The following is a 26,118-nucleotide window of genomic DNA, read 5'->3' as shown; positions in this document are numbered from 1 at the left end:
CCCGCCAGCCCCGCCCCGCACGACCAGCCCCACCCCGCACGACCAGCCCCACCCCGCGCAACCAGCCCCGCCCCGCGCCGGCACGGGCCCGCGCCCAACCGCACGGAAACGCCGCTCACCCGACCGACCGCTGTACGCCCCCCACCGTGAACCCGGTCACCGTCCCCCCGCCCTCCCGCCGGAAGGCGTACGGCGCACCGCCGTGCGCGAGGGCGATCTCCCGGACGATGGACAGCCCGAGTCCTGACCCCGGCAGGGAACGCGCGTCGGCGGCGCGGTAGAAGCGGTCGAAGACGCGGGTCAGGTCGTCGTCCGCGATGCCCGGCCCCCGGTCGCGCACCTCCACCCGCACCGTCCCCGGCCGCGCGGGCCCGGCGACGCGGATCTCGACGGGGCCGCGTCCGTCCCGGTCGAACTTGACCGCGTTCTCGACCAGGTTGGACACCGCCCGTGTCAGCATCCCGGGCCGCCCGTCGGTCGTGGTGTCCCCGCTCGCGCGGACCAGGATCTCCCGCCCCGTGCGCCGCCGGGCCAGCCCCGCGACGTCCTCGGCGATGTCCGCGAGGTCGACCCGCTGCGACGGCTCGGTGTCGGACTGCCCGGCCGCGAGATCGACCAGTTCGTTGACGAGGTCGGTCAGCTCGCGGGCCTCCTGGGTGAGGTCGGCGACGAGTTCCTCACGGGTGCCGGGCGGGAGTTCGTCGATGCGGCGCAGCAGGGAGATGTTGGTGCGCAGCGAGGTGAGCGGCGTACGCAGCTCGTGCCCGGCGTCCTGGACCAGCCGGCGCTGGTCCTCCTCGGACTGGGCGAGCCGGCCCAGCATCCGGTCGAAGGCGCGGCCGAGGCGCCCCACCTCGTCGTAGCCGGCGACGGGCACCTGGATGCCGAGGCGCCGGGTACGGGCGACGGCCTCGGCGGTGTGGGTGAGGACGACCAGGCGGCGGGTGATGCGCCGGGCCAGCCACCAGCCGAACAGCCCGGCCCCGACCACCACCGCCGCCATCAGGATCAGCGTGCGCCGCTGGAGGGCCCGCAGCAGGTCCTCGGTGTTGCTGAACTCCTGCGCGACCTGCACCGCGCCCCGGCCGCCGCCCAGTGAGACGGTCGCGACCCGGTAGACGTCGTCGCCGACGTCGACGTCCGCGTGCACGGCCACCCGCCCCGCCGTCGTGGCGCCCGCGACCCGCCGGTCGGCGTCGACCACCGGCAGCCCCGGGTCGCCGGGGTCGAAGACGCTGCCGTCCGGGCCGAGGACCTGCACGTCGGTCCGGGCGGGCCGCACCAGGTCGTGGCCGGGCGCGGCGGAGGAGAAGTCGTGCGGGGTCATCCGGTTGTCCCGGACCTCGCTCCGCAGGTCCTGCACGACCTCGTCGAACACGGACTGCTGGTCCACCCGCACCAGCCGGGCGGCGGCGTTGTACGACAGGATGCCGACCAGCACGGTGACCGTGGCGGTGACCGCCGCGAACGCCACCGCGAACGTGGTTCCCAGCGACAGCAGCCGCAGCCGTCGGCGCGGAACCGGCGCCCCCGGCGCACCGCCCGCGGGCACTCAGCCCTCCCGCAGCACGTAGCCCACCCCGCGTACCGTGTGGATCAGTTGCGGCGCGCCGGGCTCGTCGAGCTTGCGGCGCAGATAGCCGACGTAGACGGCGAGGTTCTTGGAACCGGGGCCGAAGTCGTAGCCCCAGATGCGGTCGTAGATGGTCGAGTGGTCCAGGACGATGCCCGCGTGGCGGATCAGCAGCTCCAGCAGCTCGAACTCGGTGCGGGTCAGCTCCAGTTCGCGCCCGCCGCGCCAGGCCCGGCGCGCCCGGGGGTCCATGCGCAGCCCGGCCGCCTCCACGAACCGGCCGGGGGTGTCCGGCTTCGCCTCCTCCGCCACCGGCTCGGGATCCGGCACCACCGGGGCCGCCCGGCGCAGCAGCGCGCGCAGCCGGGCGAAGACCTCCTCGACGTCGAACGGCTTGACGACGTAGTCGTCGGCACCCGCGTCCAGTCCCGCGATCCGGTCAGCGGTCTCCACCAGCGCGGTCAGCATCAGCACCGGTGTGCGGTCGCCCTCGGCACGCAGCACCCGGCACACCTGGAGCCCGTCGATGCCGGGCATCATCACGTCGAGCACCAGCACGTCGGGCCGGCTGCGGTGGGCCTGCGCGAGGGCCTCGACGCCGTCGGCGACGGCCGTGACCCGGTATCCCTCCAGGGTGAGGGCACGCTCCAGGGCGTTGCGGATGGCGCGGTCGTCTTCGGCGAGCAGAACGGTGTGCGGCACGCGCCCAGTGTGCCAACCGCCGCCGTCCCGCGGCCCCGGAGGACGGCTCCGGGGCCCGCTTCTCACCCGTATCTCACCCGGCGGGCCGCAGCGCCGCCAGTCGCTCCTCGAACGGGGTGACCTCCTCGAAGGAGTCCCGCCCGGTCAGCGGACGGGCGGTGGACAGCCCGGCCATCAGGGCCGCCAGTTCCCCGGCCGCGCGCTCGACACGGCCGTTCAGCCCTTCGGCGCCCCAGTCCTCGGAGGCGGCGTAGACGCCGGTGGGGACGACGACGGCCTTGAGGTGGGAGAAGAGCGGCCGCAGCGCGTGGTCCAGGACCAGCGAGTGCCGGGCCGTGCCGCCGGTCGCCGCGATCAGCACCGGCTTCCCGGCGAGGGCCTCGGGGTCGGTGACGCTCAGCGCGTCGAAGAACGACTTGAACAGCCCGCTGTACGACGCCGAGAACACCGGCGTGACCACGATCAGCCCGTCGGCCCCGGCCACCGCGTCGAACGCGCCGGCCAGCGCCCGGCCGGGGAAGCCGTTGGTGAAGGTGTGCGCGATCTCCACGGCGAGGTCGCGCAGCTCGATGACCTCGACATCGGCCGGCTGGGGCTCGGGAGCCGTGGCCGCCGGGGCGGCGGCCGCGGCCAGCCGGTCGCCGAGCAGCCGGGTGGAGGACGGGACGCTCAGTCCCGCCGAGACGACGACGAGCCTCATGCCTGTGCGCCTTCCTTCGTCCTGGCCCCGGCCAGCAGCGAGCTGTGGGTGGGTGCGTCCGGCACGTCGGCCGGGCGGTTCTTGGCGAACTCCTCGCGCAGCACCGGCACGACCTCCTCGCCCAGCAGGTCGAGCTGTTCCAGCACGGTCTTCAGCGGCAGGCCCGCGTGGTCCATCAGGAACAGCTGGCGCTGGTAGTCGCCGGCGTACTCGCGGAAGGACAGCGTCTTCTCGATGACCTGCTGCGGGGAGCCCACGGTCAGCGGGGTCTGCTCGGTGAACTCCTCCAGCGAGGGCCCGTGCCCGTAGACCGGGGCGACGTCGAAGTAGGGGCGGAACTCACGCACCGCGTCCTGGCTGTTCTTCCGCATGAACACCTGACCGCCGAGGCCGACGATCGCCTGCTCGGGGGTGCCGTGCCCGTAGTGGGCGTACCGCGCCCGGTACAGCTCGACCATGCGCTTGGTGTGGTCGGCCGGCCAGAAGATGTTGTTGTGGAAGAAGCCGTCGCCGTAGTACGCGGCCTGCTCGGCGATCTCCGGCGAGCGGATCGAGCCGTGCCAGACGAACGGCGGTACGCCGTCCAGCGGGCGGGGCGTGGAGGTGAAGCCCTGCAGCGGGGTGCGGAACTTGCCCTCCCAGTCGACGACGTCCTCGCGCCACAGCCGGTGCAGGAGCGCGTAGTTCTCCACCGCCAGGTTGATGCCCTGGCGGATGTCCTGCCCGAACCAGGGATAGACCGGGCCGGTGTTCCCGCGCCCCATCATCAGGTCCACCCGGCCGTCGGCCAGGTGCTGGAGCATCGCGAAGTCCTCGGCGATCTTCACCGGGTCGTTGGTGGTGATCAGGGTGGTGGAGGTGGACAGCACCAGCCGCTCGGTGCGGGCGGCGATGTAGCCGAGCATGGTGGTCGGCGAGGACGGCACGAACGGCGGGTTGTGGTGCTCCCCGGTCGCGAACACGTCCAGGCCGACCTCCTCGGCCTTCAGCGCGATGGCGACCATGGCCTTGATCCGCTCGCGCTCGGTCGGCGTACGCCCCGTGGTCGGGTCGGGCGTGACATCCCCGACGCTGAAGATCCCGAACTGCATGGCCGCTCACCCTCCAGGTTGTTTACGCTTCAACTATACCCCTGGAACGACGCCCCGCCCCCTCCTATTCCACCCCCGGCCGCGCGCCTACGGCACCAGCACCAACCGCCCCCGCACCCCGCCCTCCGCCAGGCGCGCGTGCGCCTTCACCGCGTCGGCCAGCGGATACGCCTCCGCGACCCGGAGCGTGAGCACCCCCTCGTCCACCAGTCGCACCAGCTCCGCCAGCCGGGCCCCGTCGGCGGCCACCTCGACGGCGCCCACCCGCACCCCGCGCTCCGCCGCCGGCGCCGCCTGCGGGATCACACCGGCGTACGCGCCCCCGTCCCGCACCCACGCCAGCGCCCGCCCCCCGAGCACCGCCGCGTCCAGCACGGCGTCGAAGCTCCCCGCCTCCACCGCACCGCCCGTGAAGCGCGCGGCACCAAGGGAGCGCACGAGTTCCTCGTCGTCCTCCCGGGCCAGGGCGGTGACGTCGATCCCCCGGTGGGCGGCGAGCTGGACGGCGTAGCCGCCGACCGCGCCCGCCGCCCCCGTCACCAGCAGTGACCCGCCCTCGGGCAGCTCCAGCAGGTCCAGGGCCTGCGCGGCGGTCAACGCGTTCAGCGGCAGCGTCGCCGCGTGCACCGCGTCGGCGGTCCGCGGGGCCCGCGCCACCGCGTCCGCCGGGACGACGACGTACTCGGCGTGCGCACCCAGCGGCTTCACCATGCCGTGGTCGAGCGCGACCACCTCGTCACCGGCGCTCCACGCGGTCGCCGGCCCGGTCGCGTCGACCGTCCCCGCGACGTCCCAGCCGAGCCCGATCGCCTTGCCCGCACCGCCGAAGACACCCTCCCGCACCCCCGCGTCCACCGGATTCAGCGCCGCCGCCGCGACCTTGATCCGCACCTGCCGGGCGGCCGGCTCCGGCACCTCCGCCTCCACGACCCGCACGGCCTCGGGTCCACCGAACGACGTCACCACTGCAGCACGCATGACAGAAACTCCCCGATGGTGGCTGTTCACCGCGGTTCCTCCGCGGCTGAGCGCAACCCTAGGAAGAGTTACTATCCAGGAGTAAGTAGTTACCTGAGAGTGCGTATGTCTCCCGGAGGTGAGCCATGGCGACCACGACAGCGGCCCAGCGGCGTGAACGGGCACGCTTCGAGTACGACGCCTTCCTCAAGAGCTGCCCCACCAACCAGCTCCTGGACCGCATCAGCGACAAGTGGGTCAGCCTGGTCGTCAGCGCCCTCGCCACGGGCCCCATGCGCTACAGCGACCTCGGCCGCAAGATCGCCGGCGTCAGCCCCAAGATGCTCACCCAGACCCTGCGCTCACTGGAACGCGACGGCCTCCTCACCCGCACGGTGACCCCGTCCGTCCCGGTCCGCGTCGACTACGAACTCACCCCGCTCGGAGCCAGCCTCAGCCTGCTCCTGACCGCCGTGAAGGACTGGGCGGAGACCCACTTCGACGAGGTCCACCGGGCCCGGGACCGCTACGACGCCGAGACCGACTAACCGTCCGCGGCCTCCCCCGACCGCAGCCGGGCGGCCTGCTCCGCGCCCAACTCCGTCGTCCGCCTCATGTGGTCGATGAACAAGGCGAGCTGCGCGTCGTCGAGGTCGTCGAAGAGCGCGACCCAGCCGCCGCCCAGCCGCTCCCACACCCGCCCGAACTCGGCGGCCCGCTCCGGCACCACCGCCACCAGCACCAGCCGCCGGTCATCCGCGTCCCGCTCCCGCACCACGTACCCCGCCCGCTCCAGCCGGTCCACCAGCCGGGTCGCCGAACCGGTCGTCAGCCCCGTCAGCTCCGCGACCCGGCCCGTGGTCACCGGGCCGCCCTCCAGCGTCAGCAGGTTCAGGCACTGCAGATCGGTCGGGTGCAGGCCCAGACGGTCGGCGAGCGCCTGGTTGAACAGGGCGTGGGCCGCCACGTACCGCCGGGACACCACGGCCAGCTCCGCCAGCAGCCCGGCCCGTGTGTTCCCCGCCATCCCGCCACCACCTCGCACCACCTCGCCGTCCGCGGATGTGTTCCACGCCCCGCCCGTGCCGGGCACCGTCCACCAGGTGATGCACCCGGATGCGCGGCCGCACGCCTGCGGAACCCCCGCTCCGCCGCGCGACGGCCGACGCCCTCAGACCACCGTCTCCGGAAGCAGCCCCAGCTGCTCCAGGAAGGCCAGCTGGTCGAAGTAGAGCCGGTAGCTGACGATCCTGCCGTCCTCGACGGTGGCGACGTCCACCCCGCGGATCCTGACCTCCTTCCCGGTCGCCGGCACGCTCCGCCCGTCCGGCACCCGCAACGGCCCGGTGTTCCGGCCGCTGAAGTACCCCTCGTCGATCGCGGTGGCGCCCACCTCGAACGCGTGCAGCGACTCGTACCGGGCGCCGGGCACGGCCGTCGTCATCTGACGCCAGTACTCGACGATCTCGTCCCGCCCGCGCAGCTCCCCCGCCTCGGGCACCCAGGCGACCGCGTCCCGCGCGTACAGCTCCGCCACGGCGTCCATGTCCAGGTCCGTGGTGACCGCCGCGGTGAGCCGGTCCATGACCTCGCGCGCCTCACCCATGACCCACCTCCTGCCCCGGAGGACCACCCGTCCCATTCTCCCACCGGGTCCCCGCCCTCGCCGCCGCCCGGCCGCCCCCGCCTATGCTGGCCGCGCACGTCCCGACCACGAACCAGTACGTCCGAGGAGCAGCCCATGGCCACCGCCGTACCGCCCGCCGCGTCCCGTATCGCCGTCGTCACGGGTGCGAGCAGCGGGATCGGCGCCGCCACGGCCCGCCGCCTCGCCGGGGCCGGCTACCGCGTCGTCCTCACCGCCCGCCGCAAGGACCGCATCGAGGCGCTCGCCGAGGAGATCACCGCCGCCGGCCACGCGGCCACGGCCTACCCCCTCGACGTCACCGACCGCGCGGCCGTCGACGAGTTCGCCACCGCCTTCAGGACCGTCGGCGTCCTCGTCAACAACGCCGGCGGCGCCCTCGGCGCCGACCCGGTCGCCACCGGCGACCCGGACCAGTGGCGCACCATGTACGAGACCAACGTCCTCGGCACCCTCAACCTCACCCAGGCCCTGCTGCCCAAGCTGGACGCGAGCGGCGACGGCACGGTCGTGGTCGTCTCCTCCACCGCCGGCCACGCCACCTACGAGGGCGGCGCGGGCTACGTCGCCGCCAAGCACGGCGCGCACGTCCTCGCCGAGACCCTGCGCCTGGAGATCGTCGGCCGCCCGGTGCGCGTCATCGAGATCGCGCCCGGCATGGTCAGGACCGACGAGTTCGCCCTCACCCGCTTCGGCGGCGACGCGGAGAAGGCCGCCAGGGTCTACCAGGGCGTCGCCGAGCCCCTCACCGCGGACGACGTCGCCGACACCATCACCTGGGCGGTCACCCGCCCGCCCCACGTCAACATCGACCTGATGATCGTCCGCCCCCGCGCCCAGGCGTCCAACACCAAGGTCCACCGGGAGCCGTGATGCCCGACGCCGGCGAACAGCGCCGCCTGGCCCTGGAGAAGAAGCGCGAACGCTACGTCTGGTACTACCTCGGCTACTTCCTCTTCGGCATCCACATCGTGGCCTTCGTCATGATCTACGCGGTGACGCACGCGAAGTAGCGGGCCCCTCGCGCGGGACCCGCCCTCCGTGTCGCCTCCGTCGCGTCAGCCCTTCACGCAGACGACCTGCTTCAGCTTCGCGACGACCTCGACGAGGTCCCGCTGCTGGTCGATGACCTGCTCGATCGGCTTGTAGGCGCCCGGGATCTCGTCCACGACACCGGAGTCCTTGCGGCACTCCACGCCCCGCGTCTGCTCCTCCAGGTCCTTCGTCGAGAAGCGCCGCTTGGCCGCGTTGCGGCTCATGCGCCGGCCGGCGCCGTGCGACGCCGAGTTGAAGGACTCGGCGTTCCCGAGGCCCTTGACGATGTACGAACCCGTGCCCATGGAGCCCGGGATGATCCCGTACTCGCCGGAACCCGCGCGGATGGCGCCCTTGCGGGTCACGAGCAGGTCCATGCCGTCGTAGCGCTCCTCGGCCACGTAGTTGTGGTGCGCGCTGATCTCCGGCTCGAAGGTGGGCTTCGCCTTCTTGAACTCCTTGCGGACCACGTCCTTCAGGAGCGCCATCATGATCGAGCGGTTGTACTTCGCGTACTCCTGCGCCCAGAACAGGTCGTTGCGGTACGCCGCCATCTGCGGGGTGTCCGCGACGAAGACGGCGAGGTCGCGGTCGACCAGGTTCTGGTTGTGCGGGAGCTTCTGGGCCACGCCGATGTGGTGCTCGGCGAGTTCCTTGCCGATGTTCCGGGAACCGGAGTGCAGCATCAGCCAGACGGAACCGACCGTATCCGTGCACACCTCTACGAAATGGTTGCCGGATCCGAGCGTTCCCATCTGCTTCGTGGCACGTTCCTGACGGAACTTGACCGCGTCCGCCACTCCGCCGAAGCGCCCCCAGAAGTCGTCCCAGCCGCCGGTCGCGAAGGCGTGGAAGCGGGACGGGTCGACCGGGTCGTCGTGCATGCCCCGCCCCACCGGAATCGCCTGCTCGATCTTCGACCGCAGCCGCGACAGATCACCGGGCAGGTCGTTCGCCGTCAGGGACGTCCGCACCGCCGACATGCCGCAGCCGATGTCCACGCCGACCGCCGCCGGGCACACCGCACCCCGCATCGCGATCACCGACCCGACCGTCGCGCCCTTGCCGTAGTGCACGTCCGGCATCACGGCCAGGCCCTTGATCCACGGCAGGGTGGCGACGTTGCGCAGCTGCTGGAGGGCGCCCTCCTCCACCGTCGCCGGATCCGTCCACATACGGATCGGCACCTTCGCACCCGGAAGTTCCACGTACGGCATAACGTCCCCATTCCCCCATGAAGGCAACACAAGTCACGAATCGCAAAACCGGCGCCAAGGCCGGTGAAAAGGGATGACGGACCGGCGTCCACGGCAGTGCGTGCGATACACATTGTCTGCCGGGGGCGCCCCCGTGCGGCAAGCGATTAACCAGCGGGGACACTGGGGAGACCCGGCGGGCACCGGCCCGCACCCACCATCGAGAGGAGCCCGACCGTGCAGCGGAAGGCGTACGTACCCGGCGTCGCCGCGCTCCTGGCGGCCGTCCTGGCCGGCTGCACCGGCAGCCCGGACGACGGCGGCCAGTCGGACGACTCCAACCCGGGAAGCGCCGGTACGGCCACCCAGGCCGCCCAGCCCGGCAGGTACGCCACGCTCCCCGAGCCCTGCGGCGCGGTCGAGGACACGACGCTCGGCCAACTCCTGCCCGGCATCGGGGAGATGACCGACACGGCGCAGCGCGAGGAGGCGTACGCGGGAGAGGCGACCCTCACGTACGACACCGACCGCAAGGTGGGCTGCCGCTGGAAGGTGGAGTCGGCCGAGGCGACCGACCACCTGCTGGTCGACTTCGAGCGGGTCGTCTCCTACGACAACGCCGTCAGCGACGAGGCCCAGGCCGGGGAACTCTTCGCGACCAGGCAGGCGGCGGCGCACCTCCCGGAGCCGACGGTGACGACCACGGAGACCGGCACTCCGTCCATCAGCCCTTCCACGGAACCCGGTTCGCCCCCTCCGTCCGGGTCGCCCACCACCGCCTCGCCGTCCACCGCCCCCTCCGACCTCCAGCCCCGTCTCCTGGAGGACCTGGGCGACGAGGCGTTCCTCGACGACGAGCTGAGCAGCTCCGGTTCGACCGCCGAGCAGCGCACGGTGACTGTGGCGTTCCGCACGTCCAACGTGATCGTGACCGTCGAGTACGCGGAGCAGCCGGTGACCGTCGGCGTCGTCCCGGACAGCAAGGAAATGCAGGACAGGGCACGGAAGCTGGCCTCGGAGCTGGCCGGTTCGCTGAGCGGCTGAGCACGGTCCACGGCACCTTCGCCCCTGCGCGCGAAGCACGCGAAGGAGGACCACGCGGGTGGCTCACCGCGTACCGTGACCCCTCGGACCCGTTCCGACCGCAGGGAACACGAGCGTCATGAGTGAAGGAACCATGCAGCGACGAGCACAGCGAGAGCAGCCCGAGCGAGCGAAGCGCCTTACCCGCGTTCTTGTCTGCGCGGCAGCCGTCCCCGTGATGCTGGTCGCCGCCGGCTGCTCCTCGGACTCCGGCTCCGACGACGGCGAGGGCAAGGGCGCCTCCGCCTCCGCCTCGCAGTCCGCGAGCCCGTCCCCGACGGTGCAGGCGGCGGCGTACCAGAGGCTCCCGGAGCCGTGCGCGGTGCTGTCCGAGAAGACCCTGGACGACCTGGCGCCGAAGGCGAAGGCGGGCAAGGAGGGCTCCTCGGACGACGTCTCCACCCGGGGCAGCTGCTCCTGGAACAGCCTGGACAACAACGGGGTGAAGGGGTCGCAGTTCCGCTGGCTGAACGTGTCGCTGCTGCGCTTCGACTCGGACACCACCCGCGGTCCGGGCGACGAGCTCGCCCAGGAGTACTACGACAAGCAGGTGCGGGACGCCCAGGCGGCCGAGGGCGCGAAGAGCGTCAAGTCGGAGCCGGTCGGCGGGACCGGGGACGTGGCGACGGCGGTGCGCTACGACCTGAAGAAGAAGGAAGGCACCTTCAAGCAGCAGACGGTCGTGGCACGCGTCGAGAACGTGGTCGTCACCCTCGACTACAACGGCGCCGGCCTCGCCGGTGACAGGACGCCGGACGCCGACGACCTGATGAAGGACGCGCAGAAGGCGGCCAAGGAGGTGGTGGCCTCGGTGACGAAGGCGAACGGCACGGGCGCCGCGCCGTCCTCGTCGGCCTCCGGGTCCCCCTCGAAGCCTGCCTCGGAGTCCCCTTCCACGTCCGCCTCGAAGTCCGCTTCGAAGGCGTCGAGCAAGAGCTGAACCGACCCTGAACCGGAACCGGCCACCCGTCCCCCGCACACATGTGCCACTCTGTTGCGCGCAACAACACGCACTGGGAGGGGAGTACGGGTGGCCGCGCCACTTCAGCTGACACGGACGCACCGGGTTCTCATCGGCGTGGTCGTCTTCGGTGCCGTGATCATCGCCGGAATCGGCTTCGCGGGTTCGTACGCGGCCGTCCGTGAGCTCGCCCTGCAGAAGGGCTTCGGGAACTTCAGCTACGTCTTCCCGATCGGCATCGACGCCGGTATCTGCGTCCTGCTGGCCCTGGACCTGCTGCTGACCTGGATCCGCATCCCGTTCCCGCTGCTGCGGCAGACCGCGTGGCTGCTGACGGCGGCGACGATCGCGTTCAACGGCGCGGCGGCGTGGCCCGATCCGCTCGGCGTGGGCATGCACGGCGTGATCCCGGTGCTGTTCGTGGTGTCGGTGGAGGCGGCCCGGCACGCGATCGGGCGCATCGCCGACATCACCGCCGACAAGCACATGGAGGGCGTCCGGCTCACCCGCTGGATGCTGTCGCCGGTGCCGACGTTCCTGCTGTGGCGCAGGATGAAGCTGTGGGAGCTGCGCTCCTACGAGCAGGTGATCAAGCTGGAGCAGGAGCGCCTGGTCTACCAGGCCCGCCTCCGCTCCCGTTTCGGCCGCGCCTGGCGCCGCAAGGCCCCGGTCGAGTCCCTGATGCCGCTCCGCCTCGCCAAGTACGGCGTTCCCCTGGCCGACACGGCCCCGGCGGGCCTGGCGGCGGCAGGCATAGAGCCGGCGCTGATACCCCCGGCGCCCGACGTACCGGAGATGGCCGCGGCAAGCCGCACCGACGCGGCTGCGGGCAGTCGTGCCGCTGGGGCGGCACGGGTGGGCGCTGGGGGCACCTCCCAGGCCGTTCAGGCACGGGGGGAGGTACCTCACAGCGAGCAGCGCCTGGAGCTCGAGGGCAACCAGAGCCCCGAGCCCCAGGAAGACACCACGGGCAATCCGTGGCTGCACGCCCGCGACCCGCAGACCGTCGAGTACCACGGCGGCTACGACCCCACGTACGACCCCGACGAGGAGTACGCCCGCTGGTACGCGGAGCAGCAGCAGGCCGAGCAGTACCAGGACCAGTACCAGGAGGAGCCGCCCCTCCAGGAACCCTCGCCGGAGGAGACCGGCAGCTTCCCCATCCCGGTGGTCCCCGGCGGCCGCACCCGCGAGCTGGGCGAGGGCGGCGGCACCGACTCCGACCCGGACGAGGAGGCGTACTACCAGGTGTTCCGTCAGTCGATAGACGGCAGCTATCCCACGCCCCGCGTCCTCGGTGACAACATCCAGGCGACCTACGGCACGACGCTGAGCCCGAGCGAGCTGAAGGTCCTCGCCGAACGCTTCCAGGCGCGCCACATGGCGGAGATGGAAGAGGACCACATCGCGTAGTGCGGACGCGCACACGACGACAGGGGGCGCCCGGCCGACACCGGGCGCCCCCTGTCGTCGTACGGGGCGGGCCTACTCCCCGAGCAGCGTCCGCACCCGCTCCTGCCCCACCGCCAGCAGCAGCGTGGGCAGCCGCGGCCCCGTGTCCCGCCCGACCAGCAGGTGGTACAGCAGCGCGAAGAACGTCCGCTGGGCGGTCTTGATCTCCGCCGGCAGCTCCTTGGGCGTGGCGTCGGCGGAGAAGCCCGCCTGGACCTTGGGCACGCCGTAGACGAGGTGGGTGAGCCCGTCCAGGGACCAGTTGTCGGCGAGGCCGTCGAGCAGCAGCCGCAGCGACTGCCGCGCCTGTTCGTCGAGCGACTTCAGCAGCTCGGCGTCGGGCTCCGCGCGGACGATGGTGCGCTGGTCGGCGGGGACGTGGGTGTTGATCCACGCCTCGGCCTTGTCGTAGCGCGGCCGGGCCTCGTCCAGGGAGCCCAGCGGGTCGGACGGGTCCAGCTCGCTGAGGATGCGCAGCGCCTGGTCCTCGTGACCGGCGGTGATGTCGGCCACCGAGGCGAGCGTGCGGTACGGCAGCGGCCGGGGCGTCCTGGGCAGCTCACCGCTCGCCGTGCGCACCGCGCGGGAGTGCGCGGCGGCGTCGGCGGGCAGGGCGGAGCCGTCGGCGACCTTGGCGTCGAGGCGGTCCCACTCGTCGTAGAGGCGCTGGATCTCCTGGTCGAAGGCGATCTTGAAGGACTGGTTGGGGCGGCGGCGTGCGTACAGCCAGCGCAGCAGCTGCGGCTCCATGATCTGCAGCGCGTCGGCCGGGGTCGGCACCCCGCCCTTCGACGAGGACATCTTCGCCATGCCGCTGATGCCGACGAAGGCGTACATCGGCCCGATCGGCTGCTGTCCGCCGAAGATCCCGACGATCTGCCCGCCCACCTGGAACGACGACCCCGGCGAGGAGTGGTCGACACCGCTGGGCTCGAAGATCACGCCCTCGTACGCCCACCGCATGGGCCAGTCGACCTTCCAGACCAGCTTGCCGCGGTTGAACTCGTTCAGCCGGACGGTCTCCGAGAAGCCGCACGCCGTGCAGGCGTAGGTCAGCTCGGTGGAGTCGTCGTCGTAGGTGGTGACCGTCGTCAGGTCCTTCTCGCAGTTGCCGCAGTACGGCTTGTACGGGAAGTACCCGGCGGCGCCGGAGCTGCCGTCGTCCTCGGCGGCGGCGCCGGAGCCCTCGGCGGCCTCCAACTCGGCCTCGTCGACCGGCTTCTGCTGCTGCTTCTTCGCCGGGGCCTTCTTGGTGCGGTACTGGGCGAGGATCGCGTCGATGTCGGCGCGGTGCCGGACGGCGTGCAGGATCTGCTCGCGGTAGGTACCGGAGGTGTACTGCTCGGTCTGGCTGATGCCGTCGAACTCCACGCCCAGCTCGGCCAGCGACGCGGTCATCGCGGCCTTGAAGTGCTCGGCCCAGTTCGGGTGCGCGGAGCCCTTCGGCGCCGGGACGGAGGTCAGCGGCTTGCCGATGTGCTCGGACCAGGACTCGTCGACGCCGGGGACGCCGGCCGGGACCTTGCGGTACCGGTCGTAGTCGTCCCAGGAGATCAGGTGCCGGACCCGGTGGCCGCGGCGGCGGATCTCGTCGGCGACGAGGTGGGGGGTCATGACCTCGCGCAGGTTCCCGAGGTGGATCGGGCCCGAGGGGGAGAGACCGGACGCGACGACCACAGGTTTGCCCGGGGCCCGACGCTCCGACTCCTCGATGACGTCGTCCGCGAAACGGGAGACCCAGTCGGTGGTCTCGGTGCTCTGAGCCACGATCGGCACGTCCTTCTCTCTGCTCGGGCAGCCGGTACGGTCGCACGGCTGACCGCTCCATTCTCCCAGCCCGGCCCGCATCCGCGAAAACCGCTTTTCACCGCGTGGGATACTCGGCTTCGGTAGTAGTCCACGAACCCGAGCAGAACGGCAGCCTCCATGGCCTCGGTCACGTCCCTCACCGACTCCGTCCGGCAGCATCTCGCGTCCGCCCTCTCGGCCACCCGCCCCGAGGCCGCCGGCGCGGACCCGCTGCTGCGACGAAGCGACCGGGCGGACTTCCAGGCCAACGGCATCCTCGCGCTGGCCAAGAAGGCGAAGGCGAACCCGCGGGAGCTGGCGGCCGAGGTCGTCGCCCGCATCACCACCGGCGACCTGATCAAGGACGTCGAGGTCTCGGGACCCGGCTTCCTCAACATCACCGTCGCCGACCGGGCGATCACCCGGAACCTCGCCGCGCGGCACGCGGACGGCGAGCGCCTCGGCGTGCCGCTGAAGGAGGACGCGGGCGTCACGGTCGTCGACTACGCCCAGCCGAACGTGGCGAAGGAGATGCACGTCGGCCACCTGCGGTCGGCGGTCATCGGCGACGCCCTGCGCGCCATGCTCGACTTCACCGGCGAGAAGACGATCGGCCGGCACCACATCGGCGACTGGGGCACCCAGTTCGGCATGCTCATCCAGTACCTGTTCGAGCACCCGGGCGAGCTGGCCCCGGCCGAGGAGGTCGACGGCGAGCAGGCCATGTCGAACCTGAACCGCGTGTACAAGGCGTCGCGTGCGCTCTTCGACTCGGACGAGGAGTTCAAGGAGCGGGCCCGCAAGCGGGTCGTCGCCCTCCAGTCCGGCGACAAGGAGACGCTCGAGCTGTGGCAGCAGTTCGTGGACGAGTCGAAGGTCTACTTCTACTCCGTCTTCGAGAAGCTCGACATGGAGATCCGCGACGAGGAGATCGTCGGCGAGTCCGCGTACAACGAGGGCATGCCCGAGACCGCCCGCCTCCTGGAGGAGATGGGTGTCGCGGTGCGCTCCGAGGGCGCGCTCGTGGTGTTCTTCGACGAGATCCGCGGCAAGGACGACCAGCCGGTCCCGCTGATCGTGCAGAAGGCCGACGGCGGCTTCGGCTACGCGGCCTCCGACCTGACCGCGATCCGCAACCGGGTCGTCGACCTGCACGCGACCACGCTGCTGTACGTCGTCGACGTGCGCCAGTCGCTCCACTTCAAGATGGTCTTCGAGACGGCCCGCCGGGCCGGCTGGCTCGGCGACGACGTCACCGCGCACAACATGGGCTACGGCACGGTGCTCGGCGCGGACGGCAAGCCCTTCAAGACGCGTGAGGGCGAGACCGTACGCCTGGAGGACCTGCTGGACGAGGCGGTGCAGCGGGCGGCGGAGGTCGTGCGGGAGAAGGCGCGGGACCTCACCGAGGACGAGATCCGGGAGCGGGCCGCGCAGGTCGGCATCGGGGCCGTGAAGTACGCGGACCTGTCGACGTCGCCGAACCGCGACTACAAGTTCGACCTGGACCAGATGGTCTCGCTCAACGGCGACACCAGCGTGTACCTCCAGTACGCCTACGCCCGTATCCAGTCCATCCTCCGCAAGGCCGGCGAGGTCCGCCCCGCCGCTCACCCGGAGCTGGAGCTGCACGAGGCGGAGCGCGCGCTGGGCCTGCACCTGGACGCGTTCGGGGACACGGTCTTCGAGGCGGCCGCGGAGTACGCCCCGCACAAGCTGGCCGCGTACCTGTACCAGCTGGCGTCGCTGTTCACGTCGTTCTACGACAAGTGCCCGGTGATCAAGCCGCAGCCGCCGCAGGACGTGGCGGAGAACCGCCTGTTGCTGTGCGACCTCACGGCCCGCACGCTCCACCAGGGCATGGCCCTGCTGGGCATCCGGACGCCCGAGCGGCTCTGACCGCGCCCCGCGACGGCCCGTCCTCTCCGATGAGTCGAGGACGGGCCGCTGCTTTTCCGGGGCGGGCGGGCCCACCATGGGTGCCATGGCAACCAACGCCCCGCGCCGACGTCCCGCGCTCCTGCCCGACCTCGAACGGTCCCGTGCCGTGGTGGTCGCCTGCGACCACGACGACGTCCGCCCGCCCGAGGTACAGGCCACGGCGGACGCCGAGAAGCTGGCGGAGGCACTGACCCGGCCCGAGATCGGCCCGCCGTTCCTCCCCGAGCACCTCACCCTGCTCACCTCGTGGAAGCATCCCGACGAGATCGTCGACGCCGTCCGCCGCGCGGCCGGGGAGGCGTCGGACGTCCTGTTCCTCCACTACACCGGCACCGGCCGGCGTCACGACGACGTCGTCTTCCCCCGTGGCGCCGGCGACCGGGGAGAGAGGCCCTCTCCGCTCCTCACCGCGATCGGCATCGTCCGGGACAGCCGGGCGGCCCGCAGGGTCCTCTCCCTCGACTGCGAGGGCCACGGCACGGCGTGGGGCTGGCTCGACGACCACCCGGGCGAGGACGCTTCCCGCACCACGGGCACGCTGTCCCTGATGGGGAAGGGCCCGACCATGTACTTCGGCTTCGGCGACGGCAGGATCCCGGCCGGCGACTCCTACACCCTCGCCCTCGACGGGGCGCTGCGCTCCGGTGTCGCGGACGGCCCGGAACTCCTGGACCTGACGACGCTGCACGACGCGATCGAGGCCCACTGGGCTCAGCTGCGGTACGACGTCGAGAACGAGTACATCGGTGCCCCGCCGTCCCTGGGCCTGCGCGACACCGCTCCCGTGGCGCTGGCGACGAACATCTCCCACGGCACCGGCAACGGTTTCCCCGCCCGCCCGGAAGTCGTCGGCGAACAGAACCACTGGTGGGACTGAGCGGGCGCTAGGCCACCTCGAGTCCCCGGGCCAGCCTGCGCAGCCCCTCCGCGATCTCCTCCGGTGTCTGCGTGACGAAGCAGAGCCGCATCGTGGACCGGTCCGGGTCGGCGGCGTGGAAGGGTGCGCCGGGGACGTACGCCACGTCGTGCCGGACCACCTCGGGGAGCAGGGCCGTGGTGTCGTACGGCTCCGGCAGGCGGACCCAGAGGAACATGCCGCCCTCGGGACGGGTCCAGGTGGAGCCGTCGGGGAGTGCGGCGGGCAGGCCCGCGAGCATGGCGTCGCGGCGTTCGGCGTAGACGGCCGCGACGCGGCGGACGTGGGCGTCGAGGTCGTTGTCGGCGAGGTAGCGGGCCGCGGCGAGCTGGTTGACGGTGGGGGTGTGCAGGTCGGCGGCCTGCTTGGCGACGGCGCAGGCGCGGCGCAGGCCGGCGGGGGCGCGCAGCCAGCCCAGGCGCAGGCCGGGGGCCATGACCTTGGAGAAGCTGCCGAGCAGCACGGTGCGGTCCCCGGCGCCGGGGTGGGCGGCGATCCACGGCACCCGTTCGCCCTCGTAGCGCAGTTCGCCGTACGGGTCGTCCTCGACGATCCACAGTCCGCGCCGGGCGGCGATCCCGGCGACGGCGGCGCGGCGGGCGGCGGGCAGGGTGCGGCCGGTCGGGTTCTGGAAGGTGGGCACGGTGTAGAGGAGCTTGGGGCGTTCGCGTGCCACCAGTTCGTCCAGCGCGTCCGGGTCGAGGCCGTGCTCGTCGCCGGGGACGGCCACCACGCGTGCCCCGGCCAGGGAGAAGGCCTGGAGTGCCGCCAGGTAGCAGGGGCTTTCGACCAGGACCGTGTCGCCGGGTTCGAGCAGCACGGTGGCGAGGAGGGAGAGGGCCTGCTGGGATCCGGTGGTGACGAGCAGGTCGTCGGGGGTGGTGGGCAGGGAGCGGGCGGCCGTGCGGGCGGCGAGCGCCGCGCGCAGCGCGGGCTCGCCCTCCGTCGTGGAGTACTGCAGGGCCCGCGCGGGTGTCCCGTCGAGCACCGCCCGGTACGCCGCCGCGATGCCGTCAGTGTCGAACAGCTCGGGCGCCGGGAGCCCGCCCGCGAAGTTGATCACCTCGGGGCGGGCGGTGACGGCCAGGATGTCCCGTACGGGCGAGCCGCCGACCGTGCGGGCCCGTGCGGCGAGCGGGGGCGTGGGGGCGAGGGCGGGCTCGGTGACGGTCATGGCACGGCTCCTTCGGCTGCGGTGACGGCGCGTGCCCGCAGCCTAGAAAACCGCGTGGCCCCTACACGCGGCTTTCCGCGATCCGGACGGTCCGGCCGGCCTCAGCGTGTGGCGCCGATCGCCCCGTAGACGTTGATGTCGGCGTCCGTCACGTCGTTGATGTCCGCGTAGCGGACCCGCTCGATGGGGTCGAGACCCTCCAGGTAGGAGGTCTCCGGCCGCTCGGGGACGGGCGCGGCGTGGTCGGGGCGCCAGTGGTGCACGGGGACCACGCCCGGGTCCACGACGTCCAGGGAGTTCTCGGTGAGGAACCGCTCCACCTCCGCCCGCGTGCGCAGCACGAACGTGAACCCCCGTTCGGTGTACGTCCGTTGCACCGCCCGTATGTTCTCGGGGTTGAGGTCCTCGGTGAGGTGGCTGAGCACCACGCGGCTGCCGGAGGGCAGGGCGCCGACGAGTTCGCGCACGATCGGGTACGCCTCCTCGTCCTCGACGAAGTGCAGGACGGCGACCAGGCACAGCGCGATCGGCCGGTCGAAGTCCAGTGTCTTCGCCGCCCGTTCGAGAATGGCGGCCGGGTCCTTCAGGTCCGCGTCGATGTAGTCCGTACGCCCCTCGGGCCCGCTGGTGAGCAGGGCGCGCGCGTGCGCCAGCACCACCGGGTCGTTGTCGACGTACACGACGCGCGACTCGGGGGCGACGCGCTGGGCGATCTGGTGCACGTTCTCCGCGGTGGGCAGGCCGGTGCCGATGTCGAGGAACTGGCGGATGCCGTCGTCCGTCACCAGCGTGTTCACCGCGCGCCGCAGGAAGTCCCGGTTGTGCCGCACGTCGAGGTACCCGCGCGGATTCGCCGTCAGCCCCGCGGCCGCCGCCGACAGGTCCGCGGGGTAGTGGTCCTTGCCCCCGAGGAACACGTCGTAGACCCGGGCCGGGTGCGCCTTGCTGCTGTCGATCCGCCGTTGGAACTCGGCGGGATCCTGACTGAGCGCGTCACCGGACACGGGCTTCTCCCTCACGGTTCGTGCTGGACACGACAGTGCGCACGCGTCCCTGCCGGGAGCGGTGCCGAACGCAATCACCTTACGCCGGGCGGCGGTTGGACCGCCGCCCGGATGCGCGTCCACCGGATCAGGTGCCGTCGAAGTAATCCCAGGTCTTGCTGCCCAGCATGTACCCGTAGTACCCGGTCTTCGAGGCGCTGGTGCGGAACGGCTTGCCGTGGTCGTCGACGCGGATCGTGCCCCGCCGCGATCCGCTGGACCATTCGAGCTCCAGGTACCAGCGGACGTCGTGCCCGGCGGTGTGCGCGTCGACGTAGAAGACCTCGGGGTCGGACTCGGTCACGCTGTAGGGGAAGTTCCGCTGTCCGTTGATCGGGGTGACCAGGGCGTCGCCCAGATCGAGCGACGCGCCGAACGACTTGGTGCTCACCTCGCCACCGCAGCCGACGCCCGCCGCGTACTTGTTCCAGTCGAGCGGCGCCCCACTGCTCGCCACGCGCAGGTGCAGCCCCCGCAGGACGACGGTCTCCTCGCTCGTGCCCTGCACGGTGAGCGCGACCATCTGCCGGTCGGCGGAGACGGCACCGAGCGGGGTGGCCCAGCCGACCGCGCTCTGCTGGGAGGGCGGGGGCGGCATGTTCTGCGGGCTCCGGTCGACGAGGAAACTGTGCTCGCAGGGGTATTTCCAGTAGTACGGCGTGGTCTGGACCGTGACCGGAACGCCCTCCTCTCCCCCGGTGTCCCGGCCGGTGGAACCGCCGGCGTTCCCGCCCCGGGAGGCCGGAGGGCTCGCCGTCGGCTCGCCCTTCCCGGACGCGGAGGCGGAGGCGGAGACGGACGGCGTGGCCGACGCGCTTCCGCTCGGGGAGGCCGACCGCGCGGTCCGCGACGGCGTGGGGGACTCCGAGGGGGAGACGGTGGCTCCGGCGGCGTCGGGGGAGCCGCCGCTGCCGGTCTCCCCGTCCGGGAGCAGCGTCGCTCCGAGCGCCACGGCGGTGACGAGGGCGACGGCCGTACCGGCGTACAGCGCGGTCCGCCGGGAGAACCTGCGGCCCCCCACCGGTGCGCCACCACGGGCCGCGTCACCGACCACGGTGACGGCCCCCTCCTCGTCGCCCGGGGGCGCACCGGCGGAGGGCGCGCTCCCGGTGCGGACGGGCCCGGCCCGTCCCTCGGCGGAATCGGCTTCCCCTTCGGGGGACTCGGCTCCTCCCGCAGCGGACTCGGCCTTCCCCGCAGCGGACTCGGCCTCCCCCTCGACGGACTCGGCTCCTCCCGCAGCGGATTCGACCTTCCTCTCGGAGGACTCGGTCTTCTCCTCCGAGGACTCGGCCTTCCTCCCCGAGGACTTGGCCTCCCCCTTCGCGCCGCCGTCCTCCTTCACGCCCCGCATGGCGTCCGCGCGGATCCAGCGACGGTGGAGCTCCAGCAGTTCCTCGGGGGTCGCCCGGCACAACCGGGCCATCCGCTCCACCGGGGCGAACTCCACCGGTACGACCTCACCGCTGACGTAGCGGTGGAGTGTCGACGCACTCATGTGCAACCGCTTGCCCAGCGTCCCGTAACTGAGGCCGGAACGCTCCTTCAGCTCCTTCAGCAGCCCCGCGAAATCGTCCCCCGCCACCATCTCTCCCACTCCCGCATCCCCGTACCGCGTCCCAGCGGGACACCGTTTCCCCAGCTCAGAGTCGTTTTCGTCATTCCATTGTCCCGCATGCCCCGGCGTCGCTGGCGACCGGGACGGAACGTGCCACACGCTGTGGTCATCCAAGCAGCCGTTCCTGAAGTCCAGTTGAGCGGCCCGCACACTCCAGCCACGTCCGAAGGGGCTCCACCATGTCCGTACGCACCGTCCGCACCCGCCTGTTCGCCGCGTCCACCGTCGCCCTGGCGGCGCTGGCACTGACGGCCTGCGAGGGCGGATCGGACACGGGCGCCGACAGCCCGTCCTCCTCCACCACGGCCACCGCCGAGGCGAAGCCGTCCACCACGGGCTCCGCCGGCACGTCCGGAAACAACGGCTCGAACGGTACGGACGCCCAGGACGGCAAGGGCGGTTCGTCCGGCTCCTCGGGCACCGGCGAGGACAACGGCACGGCAGGCGGGTCCGGGAACAGCTCCGGCTCCGACAAGCAGGACAAGGGCATCCCCGGCAAGTGCTCCGCGTCCGACGTGAAGATCACCGCCACCGAGGTGGACCGCCCGATCAACCACCTGCTGCTGACCGCCACCAACACCGGCTCGAAGACGTGCTACCTGCCCGCCTACCCGCAGGCGAGGTTCGGCGAGGCCCAGGCCGTGCCGCCGGTCATCGAGGAGACCCAGCCGCAGTCGGTGACGAACCTGGAGCCCGGCAAGTCCGGTTACGCGGGCGTGCTGCTGTCGGCCGCCGACGGCAGCGCCGGGAAGGGGCACACGGTGAACACCCTCACGGTTCCGTTCGACGACGGCTCGATCGCGACCGTGAGCCTGCCCTCCGGCGGCGTCCACGTCGACGACTCCCTGAAGGTCACCTACTGGCAGTCCAGCATGGACAACGCCCTGTACTAGGACGCGGCACCCCGCCCACGACCCGGAGCGGCCGGCGCGGGGTACGGCCTCACTCATGCGACACGGCCGCGTCGAGCAGCCGTATCCGGTCCTCGGCGGTGAGGGTCCGGCCCCGTGCGAACGCGGTCGCGAAGCCGGGCCCGCCCAGGGCCTCACGGGCGCGCTCCGCCGCACGGTCCACGTCGGCGCGTTCGGCCGGGGGCAGGGGCGCTCCGATGGCGTCCCGGACGGCGGCCGCGGTACCGAGCAGGGACGCGGCCTCCTCGGGCCGGCCGGTCGCCGCCCGCGCACCGGCCAGCCCTTCCAGGGCGAGCGCCACCGCCCGAGGGTCCCCGCTGCGACGCGCCGCGGCGAACCCGTGCCGGTGCAGTTCCCCCGCACGCCGCGCGTCGCCGCGCTGCTCGGTGACACAGTCGAGCTGCGCGAGGACCAGCGCGGCACCCGAGTCCACACCGAAGCGCCGGTTCCAGTCGAGCCAGGGCAGCAACAGCGCCTCGGCGGCGTCGAGATCGCCCCGGCGGCGGGCACCGAGGGCCAGTCCGTTCTCGGCGAACTGCTCCGCGGTCCGGTGCGACTGCTCCACGGCGAGCCGCCGGCACCCTGCGCACCGGGACGACCGTCGTCGAGGGCATCGAACGGGCACCCGACGCGCTCCTGGGCGTGCTGCGCGGCGCCAACACGGGCAAGATGCTGGTCAGGCTCGGTGAGCCCCGATGACCACCGCCGACACCGGCGAGAAGGCCCTCGCGCCGGCGGACGAGGCGCCGGAGGCCCTCCTGGCCTCGTGAGAGGACCGTAAGGCCGAAGGACCGTAAGGCTGAAGGACCATAAGGCTACGGCCCTACGGCCCCACGGCCCACGGCCCCACGGCCGTGCGGGGTCAGCGCAGGACGCGGGCCGCCTCGACGGCCCAGTAGGTGAGGATGTTCCGCGCACCGGCCCGCTTGATGCCGGTCAGCGTCTCCAGGATCGCCCGCTCCCGGTCGATCCAGCCCTTCTCGGCGGCGGCCTCGATCATCGAGTACTCACCGGAGATCTGGTACGCCGCCACCGGCACGTCCACCGAATCGGCGACCCGCGCCAGGATGTCCAGGTACGGGCCCGCCGGCTTCACCATCACCATGTCGGCGCCCTCCTCCAGGTCGAGCGCCAGCTCGCGCATCGACTCGCGGAGGTTCGCCGGGTCCTGCTGGTACGTCTTGCGGTCGCCCTGGAGCGAGGAGGCCACGGCCTCCCGGAACGGCCCGTAGAAGGCGGAGGCGTACTTGGCGGTGTAGGCGAGGATGGCGACGTCCTCCCGCCCGATCTGGTCGAGCGCGTCGCGGACGACCCCGATCTGCCCGTCCATCATCCCGCTCGGCCCGACAATGTGGGCGCCCGCGTCGGCCTGCACCTGGGCCATCTCGGCGTACCGCTCGAGCGTGGCGTCGTTGTCGACGCGCCCCTGCGCGTCGAGGACCCCGCAGTGCCCGTGGTCGGTGGTCTCGTCGAGACACAGGTCGGACATGACGAGCAGGTCGTCCCCGACCTCGGCCCGCACGTCCCGGATGGCCACCTGGAGGATGCCGTCCGGGTCGGTGCCCGGCGTCCCCACGGCGTCCTTCTTCGACTCCTCCGGCACGCCGAACAGCATGATCCCGGAGATCCCGGCCGCCACGGCCTCCGCCGCCGCCTTCTTCAGGCTGTCCCGCGTGTGCTGCACGACGCCCGGCATCGCCGCGATCGGCACCGGTTCGCTCACGCCCTCGCGCACGAAGGCCGGAAGGATGAAGTCGGCGGGGTGCAGCCGGGTCTCGGCGACCATGCGCCGCATGGCGGGGGTGGTCCGCAGACGCCGCGGCCGCGTGCCGGGGAAGGATCCGTACGTCGTCATACCACCTACGCTACGCCCGCCCCACCCGTGCCTTTGCCGACGCACAGTCGGCCCGGGCTTCCGGTCCCGACGTCCCCCGGACCACGGCCACGTCACGCGCAGCCGTCCTCACCTCATGCCGCCGTGTCCCACTCCCCGGGAAGGTCCTCCTCGTCCGGCGGCCGGTGCGCGGCCTTCTCGCGGGCGCGCAGGGCGGCCCAGGCGAGGAGGGACGCGCAGGTGAGGTACCAGGGCAGCGGCCAGAGGGCGGGCCACCAGCCGGCGGACGGTGCGAGGAGGAGGTCGGCGGCGGCCACGGCCATGCCGGCGGCGAGATTCCAGCACAGCAGGCGTCCAGCCCACCGGACAGGGCCGGTGAACCGGTTCGGGGTGGCGGGGCGTCGCGTACGGGAACGGCAGAAGGGCAGGGATCTGCCGGGTTCGCTCATCGCGGGAGGATCCTTCACGGAAAGGGGTGAACGTGGCCGGATGGGCCGGACGCGATCAGTGTGCAGGCCGTGGGATCGCTCCCACAGGACCGTCACCCGGGCGGGCACGCCCTCTGAGACAACTTGCCACCAGGCGTTTTGCCTCATCCGCCCCGACAGGACCGAGCAAGCGCCGTCCACACGGCCAGGCCATCACGTCACAAACCTGGCCGAAAAAGCCCCTTCAAGAGCGGCAAGCTTCCGAATTACCCCCACCTTGAAGCTTTTTGGTCAATGCCGCCGCGCCAAAAGGACGGAGAATGGACAACTCCACTCCCCCATCGGCCCACTTCGCCCAAGAACATCCCTACTTGCCACCGGTAAGCGGTAAGGCTGATTCCGGCCCGTATGCATATGACGTTCGAGGGCACGCCGCGTCGCTTCATGTGCGGCCCGTGACAACTCGTGGGGCACCGATGACCGTGAGGGTCACCGCTTCTGACCGCCTGTCTGTCGTACCCCTGACTCCCCGTGGGGGAAGCTGATGCACTCGCGTGCCGCGGGGGTGGAACAGTGCGGCCGACGAAGGGCGCGACGCGGCGAAGCGGGGTACTGGACGGGCGCGAGGTGATCCTCGCTCTGGTGTGCAGTGTCAAACCCGCGGTGCACAGGGCCCAACACCGGTGCCGCCGCGGGTACCCGGGTCGCCGTGCCGGCGGACGGGGCGGCGGACGGGGCGGCCGGTGCGGCTGGAGCCGCCGGTGCCGGTGCCGGGGCGTGCCTATAATCACCGCGTCGGCCTTCGGCGCCCCGGCGGGAGCGTCCGGAGGCTTTTTTCATGCCTTCCGACACCTCCGAACCCACCACCGGCTACCGGGCGTTGCTCCGCAACCGCGAGTTCACCGGCCTGTACGCGAGCTTCACGCTCACGGTCGCCGCGAGCACCCTGTCGGGCTTCGCCCTCGGCACATTGGTCGACCGTCAGACCGACTCCCCGTTCCTGACGGCCGTGAGCATGTACGGCGCCACCTTCGCGACCGTGCTCGGCGCGATGACGCTGATGTCGGTCGCGGACGGGAACCACCCGCGCCGCACCCTCGTCGCCCTCCAGTGCGTCTCCCTGCTGGGCGTGGCCGCACAGGCGGTCCCGGGCCTGTCCCTGCCCGCCCGCTTCGCCCTCCTCCTGCTGCTGGGCTTCTTCCAGTCCCTGGGGACCGGCACCCGGATGGGGCTGCTCTCCGAGGTGGTGCCCGCTGCCGCGTACGTGCCGGCGCGCTCGCTGATGAACATCACCTCGGGCGGCACCGCCGTCCTCGGCTACGCGCTCGGTGCCGCACTCCTGCGGTACCTGACCCCGCAGGAAGTCTTCGTCGCCGCGACGGCCCTGACCGGCGCCGCACTGGTCGTGGTGGCGGCGACCGTCCGGGAACGCTCGATCCGCCCGCCCCGCCGCCCCGGTCTGCGCGAGACCTGGGCGACGAACGCCGCGCTCCTCTCCCGCTCCGGCCCGCGCGCCCTGCTGCTGAACCTGTGGGTTCCAGGCGGCCTGATCGTCGGCTGCGAGGCCCTGTTCATCTCCTACGCCCCCGACCACGCCGGCGTCCTCCTGGCCGCCGGATCCGCGGGCATGCTCCTCGGCGACCTGACCGTCGGCCGGCTCCTCACCGCCGCCCGCCGGGACCGCTGCGCGTTCCCCCTGCGCCTGCTGCTCGCCGTCCCCTACCTGCTGTTCGCCCTCCACCCGCCCCTGCCGGTGGCGACGGCCGCCGTGTTCCTGGCCAGTGCCGGTTTCGCCGCCACCCTCCCCCTCCAGGAACACCTCCTGGCGCTGACCCCCGACCCGGTCCGCGGCCAGGTCCAGGGCGTCGAGTCCGCCGGCCGCATGACCTGGCAGGGCATCGGCGCCGCACTCGCCGGCGCCCTCGCCCAGTACCTCGCCCCCGCCACGACGATCACCGCGCTCGCCGCGCTCTCCCTCACCGTCACGCTCCTCTCCCGCCCCTTCGTGACCCGCACCCGGGCCGTGCACGTCAAGAGGACCGGCGGCTGAGCCCCACGGCGTGGACTCGG

Annotated in this window: 25 protein-coding genes and 1 pseudogene; 11 read left to right on the top strand and 15 right to left on the bottom strand. The window is 72.3% G+C overall.

Annotated features, from left to right (window positions below; genetic code table 11):
* Window positions 1-115: 115 nt before the first annotated feature.
* The 5 genes from AB0A94_RS00280 to AB0A94_RS00260 all read right to left on the bottom strand — a co-directional run bounded on the left by AB0A94_RS00280 (window position 116) and on the right by AB0A94_RS00260 (window position 5,044).
* On the bottom strand, window positions 116-1,552 hold the full coding sequence (locus tag AB0A94_RS00280) for a HAMP domain-containing sensor histidine kinase (protein ID WP_361736521.1): 1,437 nt from the start codon (window positions 1,550-1,552) through the stop codon (window positions 116-118).
* Complete coding sequence (locus tag AB0A94_RS00275) at window positions 1,553-2,275, bottom strand: response regulator transcription factor (protein WP_361736518.1); 723 nt, start codon at window positions 2,273-2,275, stop codon at window positions 1,553-1,555. It lies immediately after the preceding gene.
* 73 nt (window positions 2,276-2,348) lie between these two features.
* Window positions 2,349-2,975: an FMN reductase gene (locus AB0A94_RS00270; RefSeq protein WP_361736515.1), complete on the bottom strand. Its 627-nt coding sequence runs from the start codon at window positions 2,973-2,975 to the stop codon at window positions 2,349-2,351.
* Window positions 2,972-4,066 carry an LLM class flavin-dependent oxidoreductase gene (locus tag AB0A94_RS00265; RefSeq protein ID WP_361736512.1) on the bottom strand — a complete coding sequence of 365 codons (1,095 nt, stop codon included), beginning with the start codon at window positions 4,064-4,066 and terminating at the stop codon, window positions 2,972-2,974. Before AB0A94_RS00265 ends, AB0A94_RS00270 begins: the two co-directional genes overlap by 4 nt.
* A gap of 87 nt (window positions 4,067-4,153) precedes the next feature.
* Window positions 4,154-5,044, bottom strand: coding sequence for an NADP-dependent oxidoreductase (locus AB0A94_RS00260; RefSeq protein WP_361736509.1), 891 nt, complete (start codon window positions 5,042-5,044; stop codon window positions 4,154-4,156).
* Between the two features lie 125 nt (window positions 5,045-5,169).
* Between AB0A94_RS00260 and AB0A94_RS00255 the strand changes: the two genes are divergently transcribed.
* Entirely contained in the window at window positions 5,170-5,571 is a 402-nt protein-coding gene (locus tag AB0A94_RS00255; RefSeq protein ID WP_361736506.1) for a helix-turn-helix domain-containing protein, read from the top strand.
* Here AB0A94_RS00255 and AB0A94_RS00250 read toward each other — a convergent pair.
* Together AB0A94_RS00250 and AB0A94_RS00245 are read right to left on the bottom strand one after the other, a co-directional pair.
* Entirely contained in the window at window positions 5,568-6,050 is a 483-nt protein-coding gene (locus tag AB0A94_RS00250; RefSeq protein ID WP_361736503.1) for a MarR family transcriptional regulator, read from the bottom strand. The two genes, AB0A94_RS00255 and AB0A94_RS00250, sit on opposite strands and share 4 nt — an antisense overlap.
* 144 nt (window positions 6,051-6,194) lie before the next feature.
* Window positions 6,195-6,629 (bottom strand): nuclear transport factor 2 family protein, encoded by a 435-nt coding sequence (locus AB0A94_RS00245; protein WP_361736500.1) that lies wholly within the window; start codon window positions 6,627-6,629, stop codon window positions 6,195-6,197.
* A gap of 135 nt (window positions 6,630-6,764) precedes the next feature.
* Between AB0A94_RS00245 and AB0A94_RS00240 the strand changes: the two genes are divergently transcribed.
* Window positions 6,765-7,541 carry an SDR family NAD(P)-dependent oxidoreductase gene (locus AB0A94_RS00240; protein WP_361736498.1) on the top strand — a complete coding sequence of 259 codons (777 nt, stop codon included), beginning with the start codon at window positions 6,765-6,767 and terminating at the stop codon, window positions 7,539-7,541.
* The gene (locus AB0A94_RS00235; RefSeq protein ID WP_361736495.1) at window positions 7,541-7,681 is read left to right on the top strand and encodes a hypothetical protein; all 141 of its coding nucleotides are present in this window, start codon (window positions 7,541-7,543) and stop codon (window positions 7,679-7,681) included. Before AB0A94_RS00240 ends, AB0A94_RS00235 begins: the two co-directional genes overlap by 1 nt.
* A 45-nt stretch (window positions 7,682-7,726) precedes the next feature.
* On the opposite strand, the gene AB0A94_RS00230 is transcribed toward AB0A94_RS00235, so the two are convergent.
* Window positions 7,727-8,920: an RtcB family protein gene (locus AB0A94_RS00230; protein ID WP_361736493.1), complete on the bottom strand. Its 1,194-nt coding sequence runs from the start codon at window positions 8,918-8,920 to the stop codon at window positions 7,727-7,729.
* Between the two features lie 216 nt (window positions 8,921-9,136).
* On the opposite strand from AB0A94_RS00230, the gene AB0A94_RS00225 reads away from it, so the two are divergent.
* The 3 genes from AB0A94_RS00225 (at window position 9,137) to AB0A94_RS00215 (ending at window position 12,356) form a co-directional block, all read left to right on the top strand.
* Window positions 9,137-9,943 (top strand): DUF3558 domain-containing protein, encoded by an 807-nt coding sequence (locus AB0A94_RS00225; protein WP_361736490.1) that lies wholly within the window; start codon window positions 9,137-9,139, stop codon window positions 9,941-9,943.
* 133 nt (window positions 9,944-10,076) lie between these two features.
* Entirely contained in the window at window positions 10,077-10,922 is an 846-nt protein-coding gene (locus tag AB0A94_RS00220; protein WP_361736487.1) for a DUF3558 family protein, read from the top strand.
* A gap of 90 nt (window positions 10,923-11,012) precedes the next feature.
* Window positions 11,013-12,356: a DUF2637 domain-containing protein gene (locus tag AB0A94_RS00215; protein ID WP_361736484.1), complete on the top strand. Its 1,344-nt coding sequence runs from the start codon at window positions 11,013-11,015 to the stop codon at window positions 12,354-12,356.
* A 72-nt stretch (window positions 12,357-12,428) separates the two neighbouring features.
* Here AB0A94_RS00215 and lysS read toward each other — a convergent pair whose 3' ends face one another.
* Window positions 12,429-14,171, bottom strand: a complete 1,743-nt coding sequence (gene lysS, locus AB0A94_RS00210) for a lysine--tRNA ligase (RefSeq protein WP_361736481.1) — start codon at window positions 14,169-14,171, stop codon at window positions 12,429-12,431.
* Window positions 14,172-14,321: 150 nt separating this feature from the next.
* On the opposite strand from lysS, the gene argS reads away from it, so the two are divergent.
* A complete protein-coding gene (gene argS, locus AB0A94_RS00205; protein ID WP_361736478.1) occupies window positions 14,322-16,082 on the top strand; it encodes an arginine--tRNA ligase in 1,761 nt (586 codons plus the stop codon).
* Window positions 16,083-16,167: 85 nt separating this feature from the next.
* On the top strand, window positions 16,168-17,001 hold the full coding sequence (locus AB0A94_RS00200; protein WP_361736475.1) for a hypothetical protein: 834 nt from the start codon (window positions 16,168-16,170) through the stop codon (window positions 16,999-17,001).
* 7 nt (window positions 17,002-17,008) lie between these two features.
* On the opposite strand, the gene AB0A94_RS00195 is transcribed toward AB0A94_RS00200, so the two are convergent.
* The 3 genes from AB0A94_RS00195 to AB0A94_RS00185 all read right to left on the bottom strand — a co-directional run bounded on the left by AB0A94_RS00195 (window position 17,009) and on the right by AB0A94_RS00185 (window position 20,845).
* Entirely contained in the window at window positions 17,009-18,214 is a 1,206-nt protein-coding gene (locus AB0A94_RS00195; RefSeq protein ID WP_361736472.1) for a PLP-dependent aminotransferase family protein, read from the bottom strand.
* Between the two features lie 101 nt (window positions 18,215-18,315).
* Entirely contained in the window at window positions 18,316-19,218 is a 903-nt protein-coding gene (locus AB0A94_RS00190) for an SAM-dependent methyltransferase (RefSeq protein WP_361736469.1), read from the bottom strand.
* A 127-nt stretch (window positions 19,219-19,345) separates the two neighbouring features.
* Window positions 19,346-20,845 carry a helix-turn-helix domain-containing protein gene (locus AB0A94_RS00185; protein WP_361737504.1) on the bottom strand — a complete coding sequence of 500 codons (1,500 nt, stop codon included), beginning with the start codon at window positions 20,843-20,845 and terminating at the stop codon, window positions 19,346-19,348.
* A gap of 209 nt (window positions 20,846-21,054) precedes the next feature.
* Here AB0A94_RS00185 and AB0A94_RS00180 point away from each other — a divergent pair, with 209 nt between their 5' ends.
* Complete coding sequence (locus AB0A94_RS00180; RefSeq protein ID WP_361736466.1) at window positions 21,055-21,768, top strand: DUF4232 domain-containing protein; 714 nt, start codon at window positions 21,055-21,057, stop codon at window positions 21,766-21,768.
* A 49-nt stretch (window positions 21,769-21,817) separates the two neighbouring features.
* Here AB0A94_RS00180 and AB0A94_RS00175 read toward each other — a convergent pair whose 3' ends face one another.
* Window positions 21,818-22,351, bottom strand: a complete 534-nt coding sequence (locus AB0A94_RS00175) for a hypothetical protein (RefSeq protein WP_361736464.1) — start codon at window positions 22,349-22,351, stop codon at window positions 21,818-21,820.
* Between the two features lie 5 nt (window positions 22,352-22,356).
* On the opposite strand from AB0A94_RS00175, the pseudogene AB0A94_RS00170 reads away from it, so the two are divergent.
* Window positions 22,357-22,485: pseudogene (locus AB0A94_RS00170) on the top strand (NADP-dependent oxidoreductase); the annotation flags it as partial.
* A gap of 163 nt (window positions 22,486-22,648) precedes the next feature.
* Here the strand turns inward: AB0A94_RS00170 and hemB are convergent.
* On the bottom strand, window positions 22,649-23,641 hold the full coding sequence (hemB, locus tag AB0A94_RS00165) for a porphobilinogen synthase (protein WP_361736462.1): 993 nt from the start codon (window positions 23,639-23,641) through the stop codon (window positions 22,649-22,651).
* A 113-nt stretch (window positions 23,642-23,754) separates the two neighbouring features.
* Window positions 23,755-24,069, bottom strand: a complete 315-nt coding sequence (locus AB0A94_RS00160) for a hypothetical protein (RefSeq protein ID WP_361736459.1) — start codon at window positions 24,067-24,069, stop codon at window positions 23,755-23,757.
* Window positions 24,070-24,886: 817 nt separating this feature from the next.
* On the opposite strand from AB0A94_RS00160, the gene AB0A94_RS00155 reads away from it, so the two are divergent.
* Window positions 24,887-26,098, top strand: a complete 1,212-nt coding sequence (locus AB0A94_RS00155; protein ID WP_361736456.1) for a hypothetical protein — start codon at window positions 24,887-24,889, stop codon at window positions 26,096-26,098.
* The last annotated feature ends 20 nt before the right edge of the window (window positions 26,099-26,118 follow it).

The sequence above is a fragment of the Streptomyces sp. NPDC044984 genome (assembly GCF_040646935.1).
In the GTDB taxonomy this organism is placed as follows: Bacteria; Actinomycetota; Actinomycetes; order Streptomycetales; family Streptomycetaceae; genus Streptomyces.
This window is presented reverse-complemented; position numbering and strand designations above follow the sequence as displayed.